Source organism: Leisingera sp. NJS204, from assembly GCF_004123675.1.
Classification (GTDB): Bacteria; Pseudomonadota; Alphaproteobacteria; order Rhodobacterales; family Rhodobacteraceae; genus Leisingera.
This window is the reverse complement of record NZ_CP035417.1, coordinates 2,268,735-2,290,618: the sequence shown is the minus strand read 5'-3', so window position 1 is coordinate 2,290,618 and position 21,884 is coordinate 2,268,735. Positions and strand designations below refer to the sequence as shown.

The window sequence follows — 21,884 nt, the reverse complement described above, 5'->3', positions numbered from 1 at the left end:
CACCGCGCCGTCCCAGATCGCCCTGACAAGACACCACCCGAAACGTGCGCGGCCGCCTGGAAACAAGAGGCTTGCGGACGCACAGGGCAGGTGCACCAAGGACACATGGCAAAGAAGATGCTTATCGACGCCACCCACGCGGAAGAGACCCGTGTTGTGGTTGTGGATGGAAACAAGGTTGAGGAATTCGACTTTGAATCCGAAAATAAACGCCAGCTTGCTGGCAACATTTACCTCGCAAAAGTAACCCGGGTCGAACCGTCGCTGCAGGCGGCGTTTGTGGACTATGGCGGCAACCGTCATGGCTTCCTGGCGTTCTCCGAAATCCACCCGGATTATTACCAGATCCCCGTCGCCGACCGTGAGGCGCTGATGGAGGAAGAACGCGCCTATGCCGAAGCGATGCGCGCCCGCGACGAGGAAGACGACGAAAAACCGGCCAAGCCCAAACGGTCGCGCCGCTCCAAATCCGCCGCCAAGGCTGCCAAGACTTCTTCCGATGATGCGGTGGAAACCAAGGAGGTTGAGGCCTCTGAGGAGAAGACCGCTGAAATCGCCGGAATGGAGACCATCGACCTGAGCGACAGTGCTGAGGCCGGGGATGATCTGGCGGACGTGCCGGAAGGGTCCTCGCCGGTGGAGCATGTCGCGGAAACGCCGGTGGAAGAGCCGGAAGACGATGATGCGTCTGCACCTGAGGCAGCCGAAGCTGAAGTGGCTGCCGGACCCGCTGAGACTGCTGGCGAAAAAGCACCTGAAGGGGCGGCAGTTGAGGCCGCCGCTGCTGAAGAGGCACCCGCAGAAGCTGCGGATGAGCCTGCAGCCGAAGCAAATGCCGGCACCGAACCAGCCGCCGAAGCAGCCAAGGACGATGCAGAAACGGCTGCTCCGGAGGCCGCATCTGCCAATGCCGGTGCTGACTCCGCAGACAGCGGCGACAGCGATGAAGACGCGGGCGAAACCGGCCGTGCCGATGCAACCTCCAAAGATGACAGCATCGAATCCGTTGCTGATGAGGACGACAGCGAGGACATCCGTCCGCCGCGCAAGCCGCGTCCGCGCCGCTACAAGATCCAGGAAGTCATCAAGGTCCGCCAGGTCCTGCTGGTGCAGGTCGTCAAGGAAGAGCGCGGCAACAAGGGTGCGGCCCTGACCACCTATTTGTCGCTGGCCGGCCGCTATTGCGTGCTGATGCCCAACACTGCCCGCGGCGGCGGCATCTCCCGCAAAATCACCAACGCGGATGACCGCAAGAAGCTGAAGGATATCGCAACCGAACTGGACGTGCCGACCGGCGCGGGCCTGATCGTGCGCACCGCCGGTGCCAAACGCACCAAATCCGAGATCAAGCGCGACTATGAATACCTGCAGCGGATGTGGGAACAGATCCGTGAGCTGACACTGAAATCCATCGCGCCGGCCAAGATCTATGAAGAAGGCGACCTGATCAAACGCTCGATCCGCGATCTTTACAGCCGCGAGATCGACGAAGTTCTGGTTGAGGGCGAGCGCGGCTACCGCATCGCCAAGGACTTCATGAAAATGATCATGCCGTCCCATGCCAAGAACGTGAAGAACTACCAGGAAGGGCTGCCGCTGTTTGCCCGCTTCCAGGTGGAAAGCTACCTGGCAGGCATGTTCAACCCGACCGTGCAGCTGAAATCCGGCGGCTACATCGTGATCGGCGTGACCGAAGCGCTGGTGGCAATCGACGTGAACTCGGGCCGGGCCACCAAACAGGGCTCGATCGAGGAAACCGCGCTCAACACCAATCTGGAGGCGGCTGAAGAAGTCGCCCGCCAGCTGCGTCTGCGCGACCTTGCCGGTTTGATCGTCATCGACTTCATCGACATGGACGAGCGCAAGAACAACGCCGCCGTCGAAAAGCGCATGAAGGACAAGCTGAAGACCGACCGTGCCCGCATCCAGGTGGGCCGGATCTCGGGCTTTGGCCTGATGGAAATGTCGCGCCAGCGCCTGCGCCCCGGCATGATCGAGGCGACCACCGCGCCGTGCCCGCATTGCCACGGCACCGGCCTGATCCGCTCCGACGACTCGATGGCGCTGTCGATCCTGCGCCAGATCGAGGAAGAGGGCACCCGCCGCCGCTCCCGCGAAGTGCTGGTGCGCTGCCCGGTCTCCATCGCCAATTTCCTGATGAACCAGAAGCGCGAGCACATTGCCCAGATCGAGGCGCGCTACGGCCTGTCCGTGCGCATCGAAGGCGATCCGCATCTGGTCAGCCCGGATTTTGTGCTGGAGAAGTTCAAAACCGCATCCCGCGTGGTGCCTGCTGCGACTGCTCCGGTGGTGTCCGTTGATACCTCGATCATGGATCAGGTGGACGCTGAGGAAGCCACCCAGGACGAAGAAGAAGCGCCTGCAGCCGTTGAGGAGGCCACCAGCACCGATGACGATGCTGCGCAGGACGACAAGCCCAAGCGCAAGCGCCGCCGCCGCCGCCGCCGGAAATCCGGCAATGGCGAGCAAGGCCAGGATGGTGAAAACGGCGATGAGGCGTCTGACGAGCCGAAGCAGCAGGATGACGCAGCTGAGCCTGCGGAGGCTGCCGCCGAAGACAAAGGCGCAGCCGCAGAAGAGGTGAAGGAAAAGAAACCTTCCCGCAGCCGCACCCGTACCCGGTCGCGCAAGCCGAAGGCCAAACCGGCTGAGGCAGAGACCGCAGAAGAGGCTCCCGCCGCTGTTGAGCCTGCCGAAGCCTCTGTGCAGGACGCCCCGGCCGCGGCTGACGCTGAGGAGGCCCCTGCAGCGGAAACCGTTGCACAGGCGCCGTCTGAAGACGCTGCGAAAGGCGCAGCAGCCGCTGCTGCCCCGGATGCTGAGCCTGCCGCCGACAGTGCTGCAGAAGCCCAAGATGGCGCTCCGGCGGAAGCCACTGTTCCGGCAGAAGCCACTGCTCCGGCGGAAGTCACCGCTGCTGAAGTGGAAGCTGCGCCGGCAGAACCGGTTGCCGCTGAAGCCGAGGCTGTACCGGAGAAAGAACCTGTGGAGGCAGCACCTGATGCGGCTGCCGAGGCGGTGGCGGAACAGCCTGCTGCAGAAGAGGCCGCCCAGCCGGAGCAGACGTCTTCGGAACAGGAGAAGCAGCCGGAACCTGCGATGGCCGTTGCTGCGGCTGACCCGGAACCGGCAGCACCGCCCAAGCCGAAACGCCGCGGCTGGTGGTCGGTGGGCAGCTGATTGCTAAGTGATAACTAATGGGAGAGGCAGGCCAAAGCGCCTGCCTTTCTTTTTTGGCGGTATTGCCGGCGATGGCAACGCTGCCGCCGGTGTGTCAGGAAAGGGCATCCTGGCGCGTGACTCGGTTCGGAAACCACGCGGTATCAACGCCGCACTTCGTGTCGAATTCCGCAGCTGTGCGGACAGGGCGCCAAGGCGGCTTTGGTCTTAGCTGCCCTTGCGGATCAGATAGACCTGGTGGCCTGCACCGTCGCTGTGGCCGAGGAATTCATGGCCCGCCTCATTGCAGAAATGCGGCACGTCGATCACCGCTGCCGGATCATCCGCCAGCAGTTGCAGCACATGGCCGGGCTGCAGCGATTTCAACCGCTTGCGGGCTTTAAGGACGGGCAGGGGGCACAGCAGCCCGATGGCGTCCAATGTCTCATTGATCTCGGTCATGGTGTGCAGATAAACGGGATGTTTCATGCTGTCCACAAGGATGTGACCAACCCGCCCCGTGACGTTGGTCAATTGCTGGCATAAGTGTGGGACATGTTTGGAATCGAGATCATAGACGCAGGGCTGCTCCCTGCCATGCTGGTGGCGCTGCTAGGCGGCGTGATCAGTTTTCTGTCGCCCTGCGTCCTGCCGATCGTGCCGCCGTATCTGGCCTATATGAGCGGAGTGACCATCGGCGAGATGCAAGGCACCGGTGCAGCCCGGCGCAAAGCGGTCATTGCGGCGCTGTTCTTTGTGTTGGGACTGTCCACCGTGTTCCTGCTGCTGGGCTTCACCGCCTCGGTTTTTGGTGCATTCGTGCTGAAAAATCAGGAGCTTTTTGCGCAAGTTTCAGGTGTGGTGGTGATCATATTCGGCCTGCATTTCCTGTCTGTGTTCCGCATTCCGCTGCTGGACCGCGAGGCGCGGATGGAGGCGGGCGAATCCGGCGGCTCCGCCTTGGGGGCTTATGTTCTGGGGCTGGCTTTTGCCTTTGGCTGGACGCCTTGCATCGGGCCGCAGCTGGGCGCGATCCTGTCGCTTGCCGCCTCGGAAGCATCAGTCAGCCGCGGCACAATCCTGCTCGGCGTTTACGCCGCAGGCCTGGGCATTCCCTTTCTGCTGGCGGCGATGTTTCTCACCCGTTCCATGGTGCTGATGAACAAGATGAAGCGCCATATGGGACTGATTGAAAAAGTGATGGGCGGGCTGTTGCTGGGTGTCGGCGTTATGCTGGTCACCGGGTTGTTCACCACCTTCTCCTGGTGGCTGCTGGAAACATTCCCGGCGCTGGCAACGCTGGGCTGAGCCTGAGATGTTCAAAGGGGTCTTCGGGCCCCTTTTTCTTTTCCAATCCTGGCCTTACTCTTGCCGGAATGCACGGCTAGTCTGGCCGCAGAACAAGGATGCAGGCCAAGGCGTGACACAGCAGGAGCATGGTCAACAGCAGGTGCGCAAGCGGCGGGTATTCTACATACCCGGCTATGATCCGATTCACCCGCGCCGTTACCGCGAGCTGTACCGCAAGGAAGGCACAGCGCAGGCCGGGATTTCCGGCTACAGCCTGTCACTGTCCCCCAAGCAGACCAAAGGTCCCTATGGCTGGCACGTTGTGTCAGAGATGGAGGGGCGCCGGACCGAGGCTGACATCGAGGTGCTGGTCTGGTCCGACATCGTCCGCGGCAGTATGGAAGCAACCATTCCCGGCACCTATTGGCAGCTGTTGCGCACTGCCTGGATCTATATCTCTACTGGAGCGCTGCGGCGGCTGATGCGGCTGCGCAAAGGGCCGGTGATCGCCGCGCTTTACCCGGTGGGGATGCTGCTTTTGCAGGCGTTTCTGGCGCTGCTGCTTGCGTGGGGTGTTGCCTATGCCTTTGGGGCGGTGGCCGGTCCCGCCGGCCTTTCAGGTCCGGTAGCGCTGGCCATTGGCTGGGTCTTGGGTCTTGGTTGCGGCTACGCGCTGCTGCGCTGGTTCAAAAAGCGGGACGGCAAGTTCTTCGCCTATTACCTGATGCACGATTATGCACATTCCGCGGCCTCCCGCGGTGCCATCCCGCCGGAAATGGAAGCGCGGATGCGCGAGTTCCGCGCGCTGATCTCGGAGGCGCTGCAAGATCCGGATCTGGACGAGGTGCTGGTGGCGGGGCATTCCTCCGGCGCTCATGTCGGTGTGTCCGTCCTGGCGGATCTGATCCGCGCGGGGCTGCCGTTGAACCGGCCGGCATTGGGGTTTCTGACCTTGGGGCAGGTTGTGCCCATGGTGTCCTTTTTGCCGCGGGCCGAGCGTTTAAGGGCTGATCTGCAGTATCTGTCCCAGCGGCACGAGCTGGCCTGGGTCGATGTCACTGCACCAGGTGATGGCTGCGCCTTTGCGCTGTGCGATCCGGTGTCGGTCAGCGGCGTCGCGGTTGAGGGCAAGCGCTGGCCGCTGGTGTTCTCTGCCGCCTTCACCCAGACCCTCAGCCCGGAACGCTGGCAACAGCTGCGCTGGCGGTTTTTCCGGCTGCACTTTCAGTATCTCTGCGCCTTCGACCGGCCGGGCGACTATGATTACTTCCGCATCACCGCCGGACCGCTGACGCTGGCGGAACGCTATAAGGACCGGAAGCCCTCGCAGTCCCGTATTGATGCGGCTGTTTCGAAGTTCACCTCGGTGGTCGCTGAATGACACAAGCCTTGCCGCCGAAACCGCCCGCACGCCCGGACCGCGTCTCGCTGTGGCGCTATGTGAAACTGTTCCGTCAGGATATTCTGTCGGCCCAGCCCGCGCGTCTGTACCGCGCCTGGATGGCCGAGTTCCGCACGCCTTTTTTCCGGTCCTTCCTGGTCAACCAGCCGGAGCTTGTGAAAGTGCTGCTGAAGGAGCGACCCGAAGATTTCCCCAAGTCGGACCGGATTGCCGAGGGGTTGAAGCCTTTGCTGGGGAACTCCGTTTTCCTGACCAATGGCGAGGCCTGGAAACGGCAGCGGCGGATTATCGACCCGGCCTTTGAAGGCGGACGGCTTAAGGACACGTACCCGGCGATGCGCGCCGCAGCAGAGGCCGCAGTGGAACGGCTGAAGGCGCGGCAAGGACTTGTCGAGATCGAGGAGGAAACGTCGCACGCAGCGGCGGATGTAATCTTTCGCACGCTGTTCTCGATCCCGATCGAGCATCAGGTCGCGGGACAGGTCTTTAGCCGGTTCCGCGACTACCAGCGCAGCCAGCCGCTGTTGAATCTGGCTGCCTTTGTCCCATTGCCGCGTTGGATGCCACGGTTCTTCCGCCGCGGCACCCGCCGGAACGCTGAGGTGATCCGGACACTGATTGCACAGCTGACCCGCGAACGAATGGATGCCATCAAGGCGGGCACGGCGCCGGATGACCTGGCCACTAAAATCATGACCACCCGGGACCCGGAAACAGGCAGCACCTTTGATACCGCCGAAATGGTGGATCAGGTCGCGATCTTCTTTCTTGCGGGCCATGAAACCAGCGCCTCGGCATTGGCCTGGGCGCTGTATCTGATGGCGCTTTACCCTGATTGGCAAGAGAAGGTGGCTGCTGAGGCTGAGGCGCTGACGGATGAAAGCTTTGCCTCGGTTTCAAAGCTGAGGGTCAGCCGGGACGTGTTCCGCGAAACCCTGCGGCTGTATCCGCCGGTGCCGATGATGGTGCGCGAGGCAGCCTGTCCAGAGCAATTCCGTGACCGAGGCGTGCCAAAGGGCGCGCAGATGGTGCTCAGTCCCTGGCATCTGCACCGGCATGAGCGGCTGTGGGAGAACCCGGATGGGTTTGCCCCTTCCCGCTGGCAAACGGAGAACGGCAAGCAGTGCCAGCGGGACGCGTACATCCCTTTCTCGGCCGGAGCACGTGTCTGTACCGGCGCTGGGTTTGCCATGGTGGAAGGACCGTTGATCCTGTCGATGATCCTGCGCGCGTTCCGTGTGGTTCCGGTTGCGGCGCAGGCGCCGGTGCCCGTGGCGCATCTTACGGTGCGGTCGAAGAATGGGATCTGGCTGCAGCTGGCGCGGCGTTAGCCAAGAAAATTCGAATTTTCTTGGCAAATTTCTTCGAAGAAATTTGCATCACTGGATGATGCGCACGGTGTCCTGATTGCAGAAGATGACAACCTGACCTGCGTTTTCGACGGCTCGGAATCCACGGCGCTTTAGTTCGTAGTGAAAGCGGTCCCAGCCAAGCAGCCGTTCAATGTCGCGCTTCTGGCGGCGGACAACACCGCCTTTTGCAGCAGCTTGGGACTGGAAAAGCTGCTGTATCCAGGCATCAGCGGTGAGAGGCACAGGCACTTGCATAGCAGCACGATGCCAAACCGTGGTTAACGTGCCCTCAACCGGTGCAGCACAAACAGCCTGATCGCTGAGGCCAATCCGCAATCCTCGCCGCGGGCTTCATCAATTCCGGCCGCTAAATCATTGATTGCACGGCCGTCCTGCGCGGCAATCTCGCGGAAGGCATCCCAGAAGTCATCCTCCAGCGACACCGACGTCCGGTGCCCGCGCAAGGTCAGAGAGTGCTTCTTGGGGCGGCTGTTCATTCGTCGCGCTTATGGTCATCCAGGCGCCGGACGTCTTGCACATTGCGTGCCTTGTCCAATTCCTTTTCCGCTTTGGTCCGGCCATAGGTCACGGCATTCTGGTCGGCGCGGGCCTTTTTCTCAGCCCGCGCCTTTTCCTTGCGATACCGGTTCAGATTGACCGGGCCTGAACCGGAACCAGCCATCAGTCCTTGGGGCCGATCATTTGCTCGGGACGGACCACGGCATCAAAGGTCGCCTCGTCCACGAAGCCAAGCGCGACCGCCTCTTCCTTCAGCGTGGTGCCGTTCTTATGCGCGGTTTTGGCAACCTTGGTGGCATTGTCGTAACCGATGGTCGGCGCCAGTGCAGTGACCAGCATCAGCGACTCTTTCATCAGCTTGTCGATGCGCGGCTCATTGGCCTGGATGCCGTTCAGCATCCGCTCAGTAAAGCTGTCCGCCGCATCGCCCAAGAGCTGGATGGATTGCAGCAGATTGTAGGACATCATCGGGTTGTAGACATTCAGTTCGAAATGACCCTGCGAGCCTGCAAATTTGATCGCGGCATCATTGCCCATCACATGGGCGGCCACCTGGGTCAGTGCCTCTGCCTGTGTCGGATTTACTTTGCCCGGCATGATTGAGGAGCCCGGCTCGTTCTCTGGCAGGATCAGCTCACCCAGGCCCGAGCGCGGGCCGGAGCCGAGGAAGCGGATGTCATTGGCGATCTTGTAGCAGCTGCCCGCGATGGTCGCGAGCGCGCCGGACAGGAACACCATCGCGTCATGGGCGGCCAGTGCCTCAAACTTGTTCGGAGCGGTGACAAAGGGCAGGCCAGTGATTTCGGCCATATTGGCAGCGACCGTCTCGCCCCAGCCTTTTTGCGTGTTCAGTCCGGTGCCAACCGCAGTGCCGCCCTGCGCCAGCTCATAGATGCCGGGCATCGCCGCCTCGACCCGGGCCAGACCCTGGCGGATCTGATGCGCGTAGCCGCCGAACTCCTGGCCCAGCGTCAGCGGGGTGGCGTCCTGGGTATGGGTGCGGCCGATCTTGATGATGTCCTTGAACGCCTCGGCTTTTGCCTCCAGCCCTTCGGCGAGCTTGGTCAGGCCCGGCACCAGCACGTCGCGAACGGACATTGCGGTGGCAATATGCATGGCGGTGGGGAAAGTGTCGTTGGAAGACTGGCCCATGTTGCAGTGATCGTTCGGATGCACCGGGTCCTTGGAGCCGATCACGCCGCCCAGAATTTCAATCGCACGGTTGGCGATCACCTCGTTGGAGTTCATGTTGGACTGGGTGCCGGAGCCGGTCTGCCACACCACCAGCGGGAAGTTGTCGTCGAATTTGCCCGCGACCACCTCGCCGGCGGCCTGAATAACCGCATCGCCGATCCGGGCGTCCAGCTTGCCCGAGGCCTTGTTGGCCATGGCGCAGGCCTGTTTGATCACCCCCAGCGCGCGCACAATGGCGACAGGCTGCTTTTCCCAGCCGATCGGGAAGTTCATGATCGACCGCTGGGTCTGAGCGCCCCAATACTTGTTTGCGGGGACCTCAAGCGGGCCAAAGCTGTCGGTTTCGGTGCGGGTTTCGGACATCCGTCTTCTCTCCGTTGAGTATGCGATTGTATGCCGTGTAGCCTGTGCCGCAATGCGGCGCAATTGGCCAGTTGCGCGCAGCATAGCCAAATGGCAGGTAAGGTATAGTGTCGAATTGGCGCAATCCAATCCATGCCATTGTCTCAATCTATGCTATGGTTACAGTGCGTGGGGCGGGGCGTGGGACGGGTAATTTGCATCCGGAAAGGAAAAGAACGTGCCAATCCGTCAGTATAAAATTCTGTCACTGAAATCCCTGGCCGTGCCTGCATTGGCCGCCTGCGTGCTGCTGTGCGGGGCCGTGCAGGGGATCGCCGCCGGTATTGCGCAGTTTGCCGGCGAATATTCCGGCAGCGTCGACGTCGTCAAGACAGATGGCGACACCGACCCCCGGGACATGAGCGTTATCATCCATGAGATGAAGAAGGGGTTCACCATCAAATGGACCTCGACCACTGAAAAGGATGACGGTCGCAAAAAGACCAAGACCTATGAGATCGAGTTCCAGCATAGCGGGCGCAATGGTGTCTATTCAGCTGCAATGACACGCAATGTGTTTGGCCATGCGGTGCCGTTGAACCCGATGGAAGGCGAACCCTTCGTCTGGGGCCGGCTGACCGGCGAAACGCTGACGGTCTTTTCGCTGTTTATTCACCCGAACGGCGACTACGAGATGCAGCAGTATGACAGGACCCTGGCCGATGGCGGGCTGGATCTGGTTTACATTTCACGGCTGAACGGCGAACCGCGCCGGCGGCTGGAGACCTTCCTGGCCAGGCAATAGGCCAAAGAACAGGCGGGACATGAAAAAGGCAGCCGGTCAGGCTGCCCGATACTGTACTGCGCGATGGGTCAGCCCGCCTATTTGCGGAAGCTGTCCAGCGACACGACATCCGCGTCTTTCTTGTCTTCTTCCTCAGGCTCCTCGGCGCCGTCCTGTTCCTCAGCCGCATCTGTGACCGCGGAAAAGCCCTCCGGCTCTTCATCGGCAGACTCAAACCGCAGTCCGAATTCCACCGACGGGTCCACGAATGTGCGGATCGCGTCATAGGGGATATAGAGCGGTTCCGGGGAATCACCGAAATTCAGCGTGACCGCAAAGCCGTCTTCATCGACGGTCAGATTGTCGAACCAATGCTGCATGACAACGGTCATTTCACCGGGATAACGGTCGGACAGCCAATCGGCCAGCTCCACATCCGGGTGGGCTGTGTCGAAGGTGATGAAAAAGTGGTGGTTACCGGGCAAGCCATTGTCGGAGATATCCTGCAGCACGGTCCGGATCAGGCCGCGCATGGCAGAGTGCATCAGGTTGCCATAGTCGATTTCACGGGACATGCAGTCACCCTTTGTTCATTTGTTCCCAGCATAGGAGATTCTGGCGGAAACAAAAGGGCAGCCTTTTCGCAGGATCAAATTTTATTGCGGCTGACGGTACTTTGCAGGTATCGGCAGTCAGCTGATTGCAAACGGGAATTCCGCAACGGCCAGGCCGGCCGCTGCCATCACCGCCAGCAGCAACAGCATATTGCCGCGAACCATCCAGGCGGCAAACGGTGCCAGCAGAACCAGCAGAACCGCAGTGCTGTTCATACTGCTCCTGATCGGAACAGGCATGTGCAGAATGCCGGCTTCGATCACCTGCGTTCCGGCAAAACCCACATGCATCATGAACCACACGGACAGGTTCAGAATGACACCGGCCACCGTGGCCGTTACCGCCTTTAGCGCCATGCCAAGCCGCGGATGCGCGGCGATGCGCTCTACATAAGGCGCGGCGGCGAAGATCCACAGAAAACACGGCATGAAGGTCGCCCAAAGCGCCACCGCGCCTGCGGCCAGGAACAGCCCGGACCCGCCCTGCGTCAGACCTGACAGCATGGCGACAAACTGGGTGACCAGGATCAGCGGGCCAGGGGTTGTCTCGGCCAATCCCAGGGCATCAATCATCTGCCCGGCAGTGATCCAGCCGAACTGGCTTACCACGGTCTGGCTGATATAGGCCAGCACCGCATAGGCACCGCCAAAGGTCACCACGGCGAGTTTGGAAAAGAACCAGCCGATGTCCGCCAGAAACCCCGCCCCGGACAGCGACAGGGCTATCAGCGGCAGCAGCCACAATCCGCCCCAGACTGCAATTGTGCGCAGGGTGCTGTCATTGCGGGCAGGGGGGCGGTGTGCAGGACCGCCGGAGCTGACGTCTTTGCGCAGTATGCCAAAACAGGCGGCGGCCAGCACCACCAGCGGAAACGGCAGGTTGAACAGGAACAGCGCGGCAAAGCCGAACCCCGCCAGCGCCCAGTCCAGCGGATGGTGCAGGGCCTTGCCCGCCAGCCGCCGCAGCGCCTGCAGGATGATGACAACCACCGCCGCCTTGACCCCCAGAAATGCGGATTGCACCGCAGGCAGGGTGCCGTATTGCGCGTAGAGCCAGACCAGCGCCGCAATCACAGCCGCACCCGGCAGCACAAACAACAGCCCCGCCAGCAGCCCGCCGGCGGTGCCGCGCATCCGCCAGCCGGTATAGGTCGCCAGCTGCATCGCCTCCGGTCCCGGCAGCAGCATGCAAAAGGACAACCCTCGCAGAAAGCTGTCCTCGCTCAGCCAGGGGCGGTCTTCAACCAGCTCCTTGTGCATCACCGAAATCTGCGCCGCGGGGCCGCCAAAGCTCAGCACCCCGATGCGCCCGAAGACACGGAACATCTCCGTCCAGCTGGGGTGACTCATGCCTTACGGTCCGCAGGCCAGTCGTGGCCTTCGCCCTGGCCATCGCGGGCCCAGCGGTATAGCGCATCATATAGGTTCATGCCTGCCTCAAGCTGCTGATGGTCGTCTTTGAACTGGCGCGACAATCCGACCGAGAGGGCCAACAGGCCCGCCGCCTCGGGTGCCAGATCATGCCGGTTGGTGTCGGCGCCTCTCACAACCCGGGACAGCCTGTCAAGCGCAGGCGTTCTGAGGCCGAACTCATCCAGCATGGTGTCAAAGGTGCACAGCGGCCCGCGGTGCGACCAGAGCACGTCCTCAACATCAAACGGCGTGGCGCCAAACCGGTCGGCAACGCCGGCAACTTCAGACGGCGAGACAAACAGGACCCGGGCGTCAGGATCCGCAAAGCGGCGGATCAGCCAGGGGCAGGCAATGCGGTCGATCTTGGGCCGGTGGCGGGTCACCCACAGGCTGCTGCCGCCCACCGGCGTCGGCAGGGCGCTGGCCGGAATCCGCGGCGCATCTTTCAGATCGCGCCAAGCATACATGCCGCCTTGCAGGTATTCCGCCTCGATCCCGTCATTGCGCAGCCAGGCCGCCAGGCCTTGCGACAGTTTGATGCCCTTCTGGCAGATCAGCACGCAGCGCCGCCTGTTAAGGCGGGCCTTGAGGCCATCAATATCCAGATGGGAATGGCGGAAAGAGCCGGGGATCAGAAAAGGATCCGCGGCAAAGTCTTCGTCAATGCAGATATCCACCAGAACCGGCGCATTCGGCGTGCCGATCAGACGCAAGAGCTGGGCAGGGGTGATTTCATTCGGGGCAGCCATAAGCATGTCTCCTCGCGAGCAAGGTTAACATGCGAACCTTGGGCTTGTCGCCTCACGGGGCGTTCGCGGTTGTCCCCATGCATCCTAAGAACCGCATTTACGGCAGCTTTGTCAAGATTGCGCAGGCCGGCAATGCGCCGTCACTTCAACCGTTCGCCGGTCATGCAAACCGCCAGGGCCTCGGGCGGCAACTGGCCCAGCTTCTCAAACATCCGGAAGTAATCCATGTTGGAGTGCAGTTCTGCAATCCTGCCATCCGCCACCCGCGCCATCACCTGGCCGGTGATCTGGAAGGGCATACCATCGCTTGGGTTGCTGGTGCAGACCAAAAGCCGGACGGACACCCAGTCTGCGGTTTCCATTGCATGGCTGAAAGTGACGGTCATCGGCCCCAGCAGGTTGCGCAGCGCTGCGACAACTTCACCATAGTCGCAATCCGGTTCCGCAAGGGCAGAGATTGCGCCGTAAATCAGCGTTCCCGGTGTCATCACCTCGGCAACAGCGTCCATATTGCCTTTGCACCAAACCTCTTCAAACCAGTAATGCAGCAGCCGGGTCAACGGCATTTCAGCCGGGCATGCGGGGTCAAAAGGGACCGCCATGGCCGGGGCGCACTCGGCTGAATGCTGCGGCAGATCGTGCGCAGGCGCCGCCCGGCGCGGGGATACTGCGGTAATCTCGGGTTCAATGATAGGGTTGGTCATTCAGTCCGGTGTGTGTTTGGGGCCGGGCAGGCGGCATCAAGGGCAGGCTGCCTGCAGAAAGGCTGCTGTTCAGATGCGCCTGCTACAGGTGCTGCAAGCAGACTTAAAGCGCCAAAAAGGTGATTTTTGGCAGGGTGCCGTAACGGCAGCATAAACACACGGCGGAAAGTGCAGGTTTCTGTTGCCAGGTACCTGCGAACCCCGCCTTACGCTGCTAGGCGCAAGGGCTTAGTTTCGGCGACATTAACAGCTTACGCTGCTACTGCCATTGCCGGAGCACGATTGTCATTTGCAATTGTACTGTTTGGGCCGGTACGGTGGCACCCCGCCGAGACAAAGCTAACCCCTTTAGACGTCCGTCGATCCTGTTTCGACCCCATGATCCCCAAATGAAGGATGTTTGGTGGAGTCGCCGGGTACCGCCCCCGGGTCCGATCCGTTTATTACGAGCGCGTTTATGTCCATAGTTCCACAAGGGAACGGCTCATATATAGGCAGGAAATTTCCGGATGAAAAGGGGCAGGTCGGGGAACTTGTGAAAGCTGCCCGAAGAACATGCGTTTTTACCAGCGGCCCCTAAGGCAGAACACTTGGGGACAGGCGGTTTCCAGGGACTTCGGGGGCTGGGACACCTGGCGGCCGGTTCCTAAGCGCCAGCTTGCTGTCCGGGTTGCTGGCCTTACTGCTGGCCGGAATTCCCGGGGGTGTCCATGTTTTGCAGCAGTGTCATCGCGCCCGTGGCCGTCATTGCCTGAACAACAGGCGCCGCGCGGATTTCGACGCGCCGGTTCATGCCGCCCTCCGGATCATCCTGTTCCAGTGGTGTCCGCGCGCCGGCCCCTGCAACGCTGATACCCTTCCCGGTAACATTGCATTCTTTTTCCATGGCCCGGCGGACACTGATGGCGCGCCGCAGGGAAAGCACATCGTTGTAGTCCCGTTCGCCGGCACTGTCTGAATGCCCGATCAGGTCAAAGCCGCCGCCGCCCATCTCATTCATTGCGCTGCAGACGGTGCGGATCACGGGGAGCTGCGAAGACCCGATGCTTGCAGATCCGAATTCAAAAAAGACGTTGATCTGCGGACGCGGTTCCGATGGCGGCACCGCGGTTTCAGCCATTGCAGCAGTCAGGTCATAGGAGGACGACAGCGGCTGGGAAATGACGACGAGGCTGCCAATCCTCTGCTGCTCTATCATCCGCATCAGCTCTTCTGTCTGCATGCCGCCCATTTGCCCGAGCGTGTAGGACATGGAGACCGCCGGGGCGTGGCTGTTGTCCGCCGCTGGGGCGGGGGCTTGCGGTGTGTACACCACCAGCGCGCCGATGCGTTGCTGCTTGAACACGGTCATGACTGCGTCAACAGACATGCCTTCGGCTGCAGCGGGCAAAATGGTGAAGACCCCCGGAATGACGCCGGCAGCCACGGCCAGTACTGCGGAAGAAAGGCTGTTCAGGAAATTCATCTGTTGCGTTTCCGTCGTTCTGCGCCGCGATTGGCATGCCTGCGCGCGCTTTGCTTCATCACTTGTTGGCGGCAAGTTCCGGTTGGTTCTTCGGACCAGCTGAGCTGCGGCGCGGAGGGCGACTCACAGTTGTGCCCCATTGGGAAAGATTGCCGGAGCACGGTTGATAAATCGTTGCTCGCTTACCTTTGCGCCCGCTTGGCAAAAACGTCGGATGCCAGTTTTCGGGTTTCGCTCTCCAGCTCCTGCAGGCCAGTGGCAGCGGTGGTGCCGTCTTCTGCCTGGATGGCATCGGCAATCCGGGTGTGGATGCCGGTGATCACTTCCCGGTCGCGGGCGGTAAAGGTGATCATGTTCATCAGCGGCTGCATGGCCTCCACCGCACCGGCCAGCTGGTAGGACAGCACCGGATTGTGCGCGCCATCCACCAATGCCCGGTGAAACGCCACGTCCGAGGCGCAGAAGGCCTCATCGGTCAGGCCGGGCTGGTTTTGCCGGAAGATCTCCGTCCGCATGGTGGCCAGCTGATCCGGGGTGCGGCGCTGCGCAGAAAGCGGCGCGCAAGAGCGTTCCAGCGCATACCGGGCCTCGCAGGCGGTATCAAAGCTCACCGCGTTCATGCTGAGCAACAGGGTCGAGGTGGTGATCTGCTGCGAATAGGCGTCCTCAAAGCTTAACCGGTTTACAAACGCCCCGCCGGTCGCGCCGCGCTGGGTGCGGATCAAGGACTGCGCCGCCAATCGCTTCAGCGCTTCCCGCACGGTGGAACGGGAGACCTGAAACTGCTCCGACAGCTCGCTTTCAGAGGGCAGCCGTGCATCCACGATCAGCGCGCCCGAGATGATGGCATCCTTGATTGCCTGCGCTATCTGAACCGAAAGATCAGCGGAACTGTTGGGGTCAATCTTCATTCTCAGGGCCCTTACGCGGCGCTACGCCGGAGGTGCCCCGGCAAAAAATCATTTGTCTGACATTTAAAAGTCTGACATTTAAAACGTAAGGCGTGAGTCGGGAGAAAGCAATGCTCGGATCATCCATGCGCAAGGTCTGTGGCTTGGGTTTTTTACCGCCATTCTGGTGTCCTGGCGGATGATGTACTCCGTGAGCACCGGCATGGGGCCGGATATCATCGCGGCTACGGGCCTTAAACCGCGGGTGCGTGATTATGGCCGGGTTTGGGACATTGGCGGCAAACCCGCTGAAATCTGCCCGATTGATTGGTCCGGTTCCAAGCAAAGGCGAAGCTGGCGGGGCGGCTCCGGCCGGCTCCGCTATTGGGAAACTATACTGTGTAACGCTCATATGGAGACTTGAGTTTGGCGAACATTTTTCCGTCCCGCCGCATCCGGCGCACGCCCTTTTTCAAAGGGGTCGAGGCCGCAGGCGTCAAGGGGTACACTGTCTACAACCACATGCTGCTGGCGACAGTGTTTGAAAGTCTTGAATACGACTGCGCGCATCTGAAGGAGCATGTGCAGGTCTGGGATGTGTCCTGCGAACGGCAGGTCAGCATCAAAGGGCCGGACGCGCTGCGGCTGATGAAGCTGATCAGCCCGCGCGACATGGACCGGATGGCGGATGACCAGTGCTATTATGTGCCGACGGTGGATCACAACGGCGGTATGCTGAATGACCCGGTGGCGGTGAAACTGGCGGCGGACCACTATTGGCTGTCGCTGGCCGATGGCGACCTGCTGCAATTCGTGCTGGGGATCGCCATCGCCAAGGGCTTTGATGTCGACATCGAGGAGCCGGATGTCTCTCCGCTGGCTGTTCAAGGACCCAAGGCGGATGATCTGATGGCGCGGGTGTTTGGCGATGCGGTGCGCGATATCCGCTTTTTCCGCTACAAGCGTCTGGCGTTCCAGGGCGTCGAGCTGGTGGTGGCGCGCTCGGGCTGGTCCAAGCAGGGCGGATTTGAGATTTATGTGGAAGGGGCGGATCTGGGTATGCCGCTGTGGGATGCGCTGTTTGCCGCCGGGGAGGACATGCACGTCCGTGCAGGCTGCCCGAACACCATTGAACGCATCGAAAGCGGGCTGCTGAGTTATGGCAACGACATGACCCGCGGCAACACGCCCTATGAATGCGGGCTGGGCAAGTTCTGCAATTCGCCCGAGGATTATATCGGCAAGGCCGTACTGGCAGAACAGGCAGCAAACGGTCCCGCACGCCAGATCCGCCCGCTGGTGATCGGTGGAGCGATCCCGCCTTGTCTGGACGCTTGGCCGCTTTTTGCAGATGGCCGTCAGGTGGGTCAGGTGGGATCAGCCATTTTCTCCCCCGAATTCGGGGTGAATGCGGCGATTGGCATGGTGGACCGCAGTCATTGGGTGCCGGGCACGGTGATGGAAGTGGAGACCCCGGCGGGAATGCTGCCCGCAACCGTTCAGGAGAGGTTCTGGCGGTAGGAAGGGTGGGGCGCTGCCAACGCCCCGGCAGGCCGCGGCTCCCCCGGGATGTTTTTAGCCAGATGAACATGGGATCTGGCTGTGTTTTTGGAAAGGGAATGTGAAATGTTCAATGCACTGGTTGTGAACAAGGACGAAGACAGCGGCAAGACTTCAGCCGCGGTACAGCAGCTTAGTTTGGAAGACCTGCCCGAGGGAGAAGTGACCGTGGCGGTGGAGTATTCCACCGTGAACTACAAGGACGGCCTGTGCGTCGGCCCGGGCGGCGGGCTGGTGCGCAAGTACCCGCATGTGCCGGGTATTGACTTCGCCGGTACTGTCGAGACGTCCTCGGATGACCGCTACAAACCCGGCGACAAGGTGGTGCTGACCGGCTGGCGCGTCGGCGAGGCGCATTGGGGCGGTTATTCCCAAAAGGCCAACGTGCGCGCCGACTGGCTGGTGCCGCTGCCTGATGGGCTGGATACCCGCCAGGCGATGGCAGTGGGCACTGCGGGCTTTACCGCGATGCTGGCGGTGATGGCGCTGGAGGATCATGGGTTGGAGCCCGGGCATGGTCCCGTTCTGGTCACCGGTGCCGCGGGCGGTGTCGGTTCGGTGGCCACTGCGATCCTGGCGAATCTCGGCTATGAGGCGGCAGGCGTCACGGGCCGCCCGGAAACCGCAGACTATTTGAAATCCCTGGGCGCCACCCGGATTGTGCCCCGCGATGAGATCAACGAGACCACCAAACGCCCGCTGGAAAGCGAAAACTGGGCGGGCTGTGTCGATGCGGTTGGCGGCGCCATGCTGGCACGGGTGCTGGGGCAGATGAAATACGGTGCCTCGGTATCCGCTGTCGGCCTTGCGGGCGGCGCCGGGCTGCCTGCTACCGTCATTCCCTTCCTGCTGCGCGGCGTGAACCTGTTGGGTATCGATTCCGTCATGCAGCCTTATGACAACCGCCTGCGCGCCTGGGAGCGGATCGCCAAAGATCTGCCGATGGACAAGCTGGAGGCAATGATCCAACCCGCTGTCCTGAGCGATCTGCCGCAGCTGGGGGCGGATATCCTCAAGGGCCAGGTCAAGGGGCGTGTTGTGGTTGATGTGAACGGCTGAGACCTGACCGAATGGCAACAAAAGGCCCCGGTGCTTTTCCGGGGCCTGTTGCTTGTCAGTCATTGTATTTGAAGAAACCCACCGAGTTGCCATCCGGGTCGGTGGCATAGAAGAACCGGCCGGGCGGGATCTCGATAGTGGGGGAGACCACTTTGCCGCCGGCATCCGTGACCCGCTCCATCACATCTTCCAGCTCGCCCTCAGCGGTCAGATGCAATGTCGGTCCGCGTCCGTCGCCTGCCGGTTTGCCGGGATACAGATGCAGGGCAACGCCGGTTGCCTGATCCGCAGGCTTGAACATTGCCATCGGGTTGGGACCGCTGGTGTCGATGCTCAACGCGGCACCTGTCACCTTGGAATAAAACGTCACTGCTGCGTCCAAATCGCTGACGGGCAGCTCGCCCCAGACCAGGAAATCCTTGGGGGTATAGGCCATATCAAATCCTCCGTGTTTGCCTGCGGTCAGCATGACAGGCGCTGTTGCCAGTTTCTGGCATCAGCTTGCGGTCCGGAACATCTCCGGCAGGCAGGCTTTGTACACGGCGTTTTATTCGAAATTTCCAGCTTGCAGGGCCGCAGCTGTTCCCTCAATCCTTACGCAGGAGCGCAGCCCTGCCGGAACAGCTGCCAAGAACCAGGGTCATCTGACCGGTACGCGATTGAGGAGAAAGAAAAGCAATGACCGCATTGGATATTGATTTTGTCCGGGCCCAGTTCCCGGCCTTTGGCGAACCCGGCCTTCAGGGCCAGGCGTTTTTTGAAAACGCGGGCGGCTCCTATACCTGCCGCCAGGTGATTGACCGGCTGACCCGGTTCTATACCCAGCGCAAGGTGCAGCCTTATGCCCCCTATGAGGCCTCGCGCCTTGGCGGCGCCGAGATGGACGAGGCCCGCGCCCGTCTGGCCGCGCTGATGGGTGTTGCCGCTGAGGAGCTGAGCTTTGGTCCCTCGACCACCCAGAACACCTATGTGCTGGCGCAGGCCTTCCGCAGCTTCATGAAGCCCGGTGAAGCCATCATCGTCACCAATCAGGACCACGAGGCCAATTCCGGCCCCTGGCGCCGTCTGGCCGAGGAAGGGATCGAGATCCGCGAATGGCAGATCGACCCGCAGACCGGCCATCTGGACCCGGCCCGGCTGGAAACCCTGCTGGACGAAAACGTCCGCCTGGTCTGCTTCCCGCATTGTTCCGACGTGGTGGGCGAGATCAACCCGGTGCCTGAGATCACCGCCATGGCCCATGCCGCCGGTGCCTTTGTCTGTGTTGATGGCGTGTCTTATGCACCGCACGGGTTGCCGAATGTGGATGACCTGGGCGCTGATATCTACCTGTTTTCTGCCTACAAGACCTATGGCCCCCATCAGGGCATCATGGTGATCCGCAAGGCGCTGGGCGCACTGCTGCCGAACCAAGCGCATTACTTCAATGCGGACACACTCTATAAACGCTTCACCCCGGCAGGCCCCGATCATGCCCAGGTGGCGGCCTCGGCCGGCATGGCGGATTATTTTGAAACCTTGGCGGCTCATCACGGTCACGCGGGCACTGCTGCCGAAACCGGCGCCTTTGTCCACGATCTGATGCGCGCGCATGAGGCTGCTCTGCTGCAGCCGCTGCTGGACGCGGTAAAGGACCGCAATAATGTGCGCCTGCTAGGGCCTGCGACTGCAGAAACCCGCGCGCCGACCGTTGCGATTGCCCTGAACCGCCCGGCGGAACCGGTTGCTGCGGCCATGTCGGAATATGGCATCATGGCCGGCGGCGGCGATTTCTATGCTGTGCGCGCCCTTTCCGCCATGGGCGTTGATCCAAACGAGGGCGTGCTGCGTATGAGCTTCACCCACTACACGACCGAGGCAGAAGTGGCCAAGCTGATTGAGGTCTTGGACCGGGTGCTGTAACGCAGACAAGGCAAGGATAGCAGCATGATCAGCAGTTCCCCGGTGATCTGGTGGATAAGGCGGGATTTCCGTCTTTGTGACAATCCGGCTCTGACGGCTGCTGCCGCGTCCGGTGCGCCCGTTCTTCCAGTCTATATCCTCGACGAACAGGACGAAGCGCTGGGCGCAGCGCCCAAGTTCCGCCTTGGGCTGGGGCTGGAGCATTTCGCACGGGAACTGGCCAGGGCCGGCTCCCGTCTGATCCTGCGCCGGGGCAGGGCGCTGGACGTGCTGCAGCAGCTGGCCGTTGAAACCGGGGCAGGGGCCGTGCATTGGTCCCGCCTTTATGATCCGCAGGCCATTGCCCGCGACACCGAAGTGAAACAGCAGCTCCCGGCACAGGGGATCACGGCCAAATCCCACGGCGGTCGGCTGTTGTTTGAACCCTGGACGGTCGAGACCAAGACCGGCGGTATGTACAAAGTCTACACCCCATTCTGGAAGGCCGTGCGGGGCCGCAGCGTCACCAGCCTACTGCCAGCACCCGCCACGTTGCCAGCACCGGCAAACTGGCCCGCCAGTGAAGATATCTCCGTTTGGAATATGGGCGCCGCCATGCGCCGCGGCGCGGATGTGGTCGCCCGCTACTGCCGTGTCGGCGAAGGCGCTGCGCTAAACCGTCTGGACGAATTCCTCGAAGATTCTGTGGACGCATATAAAGAGCGCCGCGACTATCCGGGCGAGGAGGCCACCTCCGGCCTGTCGGAGAACCTTGCCTGGGGGGAAATCAGCCCGCACCGCATGTGGCACCTGGGCCGCGCGGCGATGGAGCGCGGCAGCCAGGGCGCGGAACATTTCCTGAAAGAGGTCGCCTGGCGCGAGTTCGCCTATCACCTGATGTACCACTCGCCGCATATGCTGACGGCCAGCTGGCGCAGCGAATGGCAGGCCTTTCCCTGGTCGCAGGACATCACGCGCCAGGTCCAGGCCTGGCAGCAGGGGCAGACAGGGTACGGTTTCATAGATGCCGCCATGCGCGAACTGTATGTGACCGGCAAGATGCACAACCGGGCCCGTATGATCGTGGCAAGTTTCCTGACCAAGCATCTGATGACGCATTGGAAAATCGGAATGAACTGGTTTGCGGAAACGCTGGTGGACTGGGACCCGGCCGCCAATGCCATGGGCTGGCAGTGGGTGGCTGGCTCCGGTCCTGATGCAGCGCCTTTCTTCCGTGTCTTCAACCCCAGTGGCCAGCTGGAAAAATTCGACCCATCAGGTGCTTACACGCGACGCTGGATTGCCGAGGGGCAAGGCAATGCACCGCAATCCGCGCTGGATTTCTTCGACGCTGCGCCACTGTCCTGGAACCTCTCACCGGACACTCCCCGCGCAGAGCCGGTCATTAGCCTGAAAGAGGGCCGCGACCGTGCGCTCGCGGCTTATCACGGTGCCCGTGAAAACCGCTAACGCATAGTTTTCTTGC

The 21,884-nt window shown here is 61.7% G+C and carries 21 protein-coding genes, 1 other RNA gene and 1 pseudogene; 10 read left to right on the top strand and 13 right to left on the bottom strand.

The annotated features are described in order from the left end of the window. Positions 1–105: 105 nt before the first annotated feature. Positions 106–3,201: an Rne/Rng family ribonuclease gene (locus ETW24_RS11200; RefSeq protein WP_129371134.1), complete on the top strand. Its 3,096-nt coding sequence runs from the start codon at positions 106–108 to the stop codon at positions 3,199–3,201. 207 nt (positions 3,202–3,408) lie between these two features. Here the strand turns inward: ETW24_RS11200 and ETW24_RS11195 are convergent, their stop codons facing one another. Further along, positions 3,409–3,642, bottom strand: coding sequence for a sulfurtransferase TusA family protein (locus tag ETW24_RS11195; protein ID WP_129372907.1), 234 nt, complete (start codon positions 3,640–3,642; stop codon positions 3,409–3,411). Between the two features lie 93 nt (positions 3,643–3,735). Between ETW24_RS11195 and ETW24_RS11190 the strand changes: the two genes are divergently transcribed. The 3 genes from ETW24_RS11190 to ETW24_RS11180 all read left to right on the top strand — a co-directional run bounded on the left by ETW24_RS11190 (position 3,736) and on the right by ETW24_RS11180 (position 7,203). Beyond that, entirely contained in the window at positions 3,736–4,488 is a 753-nt protein-coding gene (locus ETW24_RS11190) for a cytochrome c biogenesis CcdA family protein (protein WP_129371133.1), read from the top strand. Positions 4,489–4,600: 112 nt separating this feature from the next. Next, positions 4,601–5,851 carry a hypothetical protein gene (locus ETW24_RS11185; protein WP_254695600.1) on the top strand — a complete coding sequence of 417 codons (1,251 nt, stop codon included), beginning with the start codon at positions 4,601–4,603 and terminating at the stop codon, positions 5,849–5,851. Then, positions 5,848–7,203 (top strand): cytochrome P450, encoded by a 1,356-nt coding sequence (locus tag ETW24_RS11180; RefSeq protein WP_129371132.1) that lies wholly within the window; start codon positions 5,848–5,850, stop codon positions 7,201–7,203. The genes ETW24_RS11185 and ETW24_RS11180 overlap by 4 nt, the downstream gene beginning before the upstream one ends. A gap of 48 nt (positions 7,204–7,251) precedes the next feature. On the opposite strand, the gene ETW24_RS11175 is transcribed toward ETW24_RS11180, so the two are convergent. From ETW24_RS11175 to fumC, 4 genes are read right to left on the bottom strand one after another with little or no spacing between them, the layout of a single operon-like run. Further along, positions 7,252–7,467: an N-(5'-phosphoribosyl)anthranilate isomerase gene (locus ETW24_RS11175; RefSeq protein WP_343328055.1), complete on the bottom strand. Its 216-nt coding sequence runs from the start codon at positions 7,465–7,467 to the stop codon at positions 7,252–7,254. A 35-nt stretch (positions 7,468–7,502) separates the two neighbouring features. Next, on the bottom strand, positions 7,503–7,721 hold the full coding sequence (locus tag ETW24_RS11170; protein WP_129371131.1) for a ribbon-helix-helix domain-containing protein: 219 nt from the start codon (positions 7,719–7,721) through the stop codon (positions 7,503–7,505). After that, positions 7,718–7,906 carry a DUF4169 family protein gene (locus ETW24_RS11165; RefSeq protein WP_129371130.1) on the bottom strand — a complete coding sequence of 63 codons (189 nt, stop codon included), beginning with the start codon at positions 7,904–7,906 and terminating at the stop codon, positions 7,718–7,720. The genes ETW24_RS11170 and ETW24_RS11165 overlap by 4 nt, the downstream gene beginning before the upstream one ends. Further along, positions 7,906–9,300 carry a class II fumarate hydratase gene (fumC, locus tag ETW24_RS11160; protein WP_129371129.1) on the bottom strand — a complete coding sequence of 465 codons (1,395 nt, stop codon included), beginning with the start codon at positions 9,298–9,300 and terminating at the stop codon, positions 7,906–7,908. The genes ETW24_RS11165 and fumC overlap by 1 nt, the downstream gene beginning before the upstream one ends. Before the next feature lie 217 nt (positions 9,301–9,517). Between fumC and ETW24_RS11155 the strand changes: the two genes are divergently transcribed. Next, on the top strand, positions 9,518–10,084 hold the full coding sequence (locus tag ETW24_RS11155; protein ID WP_237455590.1) for a hypothetical protein: 567 nt from the start codon (positions 9,518–9,520) through the stop codon (positions 10,082–10,084). Positions 10,085–10,161: 77 nt separating this feature from the next. On the opposite strand, the gene ETW24_RS11150 is transcribed toward ETW24_RS11155, so the two are convergent. The 7 genes from ETW24_RS11150 to ETW24_RS11120 all read right to left on the bottom strand — a co-directional run bounded on the left by ETW24_RS11150 (position 10,162) and on the right by ETW24_RS11120 (position 15,919). Continuing rightward, positions 10,162–10,638 (bottom strand): SspB family protein, encoded by a 477-nt coding sequence (locus ETW24_RS11150; protein WP_129371128.1) that lies wholly within the window; start codon positions 10,636–10,638, stop codon positions 10,162–10,164. A 117-nt stretch (positions 10,639–10,755) separates the two neighbouring features. Continuing rightward, positions 10,756–12,027: a chromate efflux transporter gene (chrA, locus tag ETW24_RS11145; RefSeq protein ID WP_129371127.1), complete on the bottom strand. Its 1,272-nt coding sequence runs from the start codon at positions 12,025–12,027 to the stop codon at positions 10,756–10,758. After that, positions 12,024–12,839 (bottom strand): chromate resistance protein ChrB domain-containing protein, encoded by an 816-nt coding sequence (locus tag ETW24_RS11140; RefSeq protein WP_129371126.1) that lies wholly within the window; start codon positions 12,837–12,839, stop codon positions 12,024–12,026. The genes chrA and ETW24_RS11140 overlap by 4 nt, the downstream gene beginning before the upstream one ends. 140 nt (positions 12,840–12,979) lie before the next feature. Continuing rightward, a complete protein-coding gene (locus ETW24_RS11135; RefSeq protein WP_254695599.1) occupies positions 12,980–13,543 on the bottom strand; it encodes a nuclear transport factor 2 family protein in 564 nt (187 codons plus the stop codon). 167 nt (positions 13,544–13,710) lie between these two features. Beyond that, positions 13,711–14,063, bottom strand: a transfer-messenger RNA (tmRNA) gene (gene ssrA, locus ETW24_RS11130). Between the two features lie 159 nt (positions 14,064–14,222). Then, complete coding sequence (locus ETW24_RS11125; RefSeq protein ID WP_129371125.1) at positions 14,223–15,008, bottom strand: OmpA family protein; 786 nt, start codon at positions 15,006–15,008, stop codon at positions 14,223–14,225. A 182-nt stretch (positions 15,009–15,190) separates the two neighbouring features. Then, positions 15,191–15,919 (bottom strand): FadR/GntR family transcriptional regulator, encoded by a 729-nt coding sequence (locus ETW24_RS11120; RefSeq protein ID WP_129371124.1) that lies wholly within the window; start codon positions 15,917–15,919, stop codon positions 15,191–15,193. 202 nt (positions 15,920–16,121) lie between these two features. On the opposite strand from ETW24_RS11120, the pseudogene ETW24_RS25395 reads away from it, so the two are divergent. The 3 genes and pseudogenes from ETW24_RS25395 to acuI form a co-directional block, all read left to right on the top strand. Further along, positions 16,122–16,241, top strand: a pseudogene (locus tag ETW24_RS25395) (DUF1326 domain-containing protein); the annotation flags it as partial. Between the two features lie 83 nt (positions 16,242–16,324). Further along, positions 16,325–17,419 (top strand): dimethylsulfoniopropionate demethylase, encoded by a 1,095-nt coding sequence (locus ETW24_RS11110; RefSeq protein WP_129371122.1) that lies wholly within the window; start codon positions 16,325–16,327, stop codon positions 17,417–17,419. A 105-nt stretch (positions 17,420–17,524) separates the two neighbouring features. Further along, on the top strand, positions 17,525–18,517 hold the full coding sequence (gene acuI, locus ETW24_RS11105) for an acryloyl-CoA reductase (RefSeq protein WP_129371121.1): 993 nt from the start codon (positions 17,525–17,527) through the stop codon (positions 18,515–18,517). A 55-nt stretch (positions 18,518–18,572) separates the two neighbouring features. On the opposite strand, the gene ETW24_RS11100 is transcribed toward acuI, so the two are convergent. Then, positions 18,573–18,953: a VOC family protein gene (locus ETW24_RS11100; protein WP_129372902.1), complete on the bottom strand. Its 381-nt coding sequence runs from the start codon at positions 18,951–18,953 to the stop codon at positions 18,573–18,575. A 242-nt stretch (positions 18,954–19,195) separates the two neighbouring features. Between ETW24_RS11100 and ETW24_RS11095 the strand changes: the two genes are divergently transcribed. Then, positions 19,196–20,419, top strand: coding sequence for an aminotransferase class V-fold PLP-dependent enzyme (locus tag ETW24_RS11095; protein ID WP_129371120.1), 1,224 nt, complete (start codon positions 19,196–19,198; stop codon positions 20,417–20,419). A 24-nt stretch (positions 20,420–20,443) separates the two neighbouring features. Continuing rightward, on the top strand, positions 20,444–21,868 hold the full coding sequence (locus tag ETW24_RS11090) for a cryptochrome/photolyase family protein (RefSeq protein ID WP_129371119.1): 1,425 nt from the start codon (positions 20,444–20,446) through the stop codon (positions 21,866–21,868). Positions 21,869–21,884 lie beyond the last annotated feature (16 nt).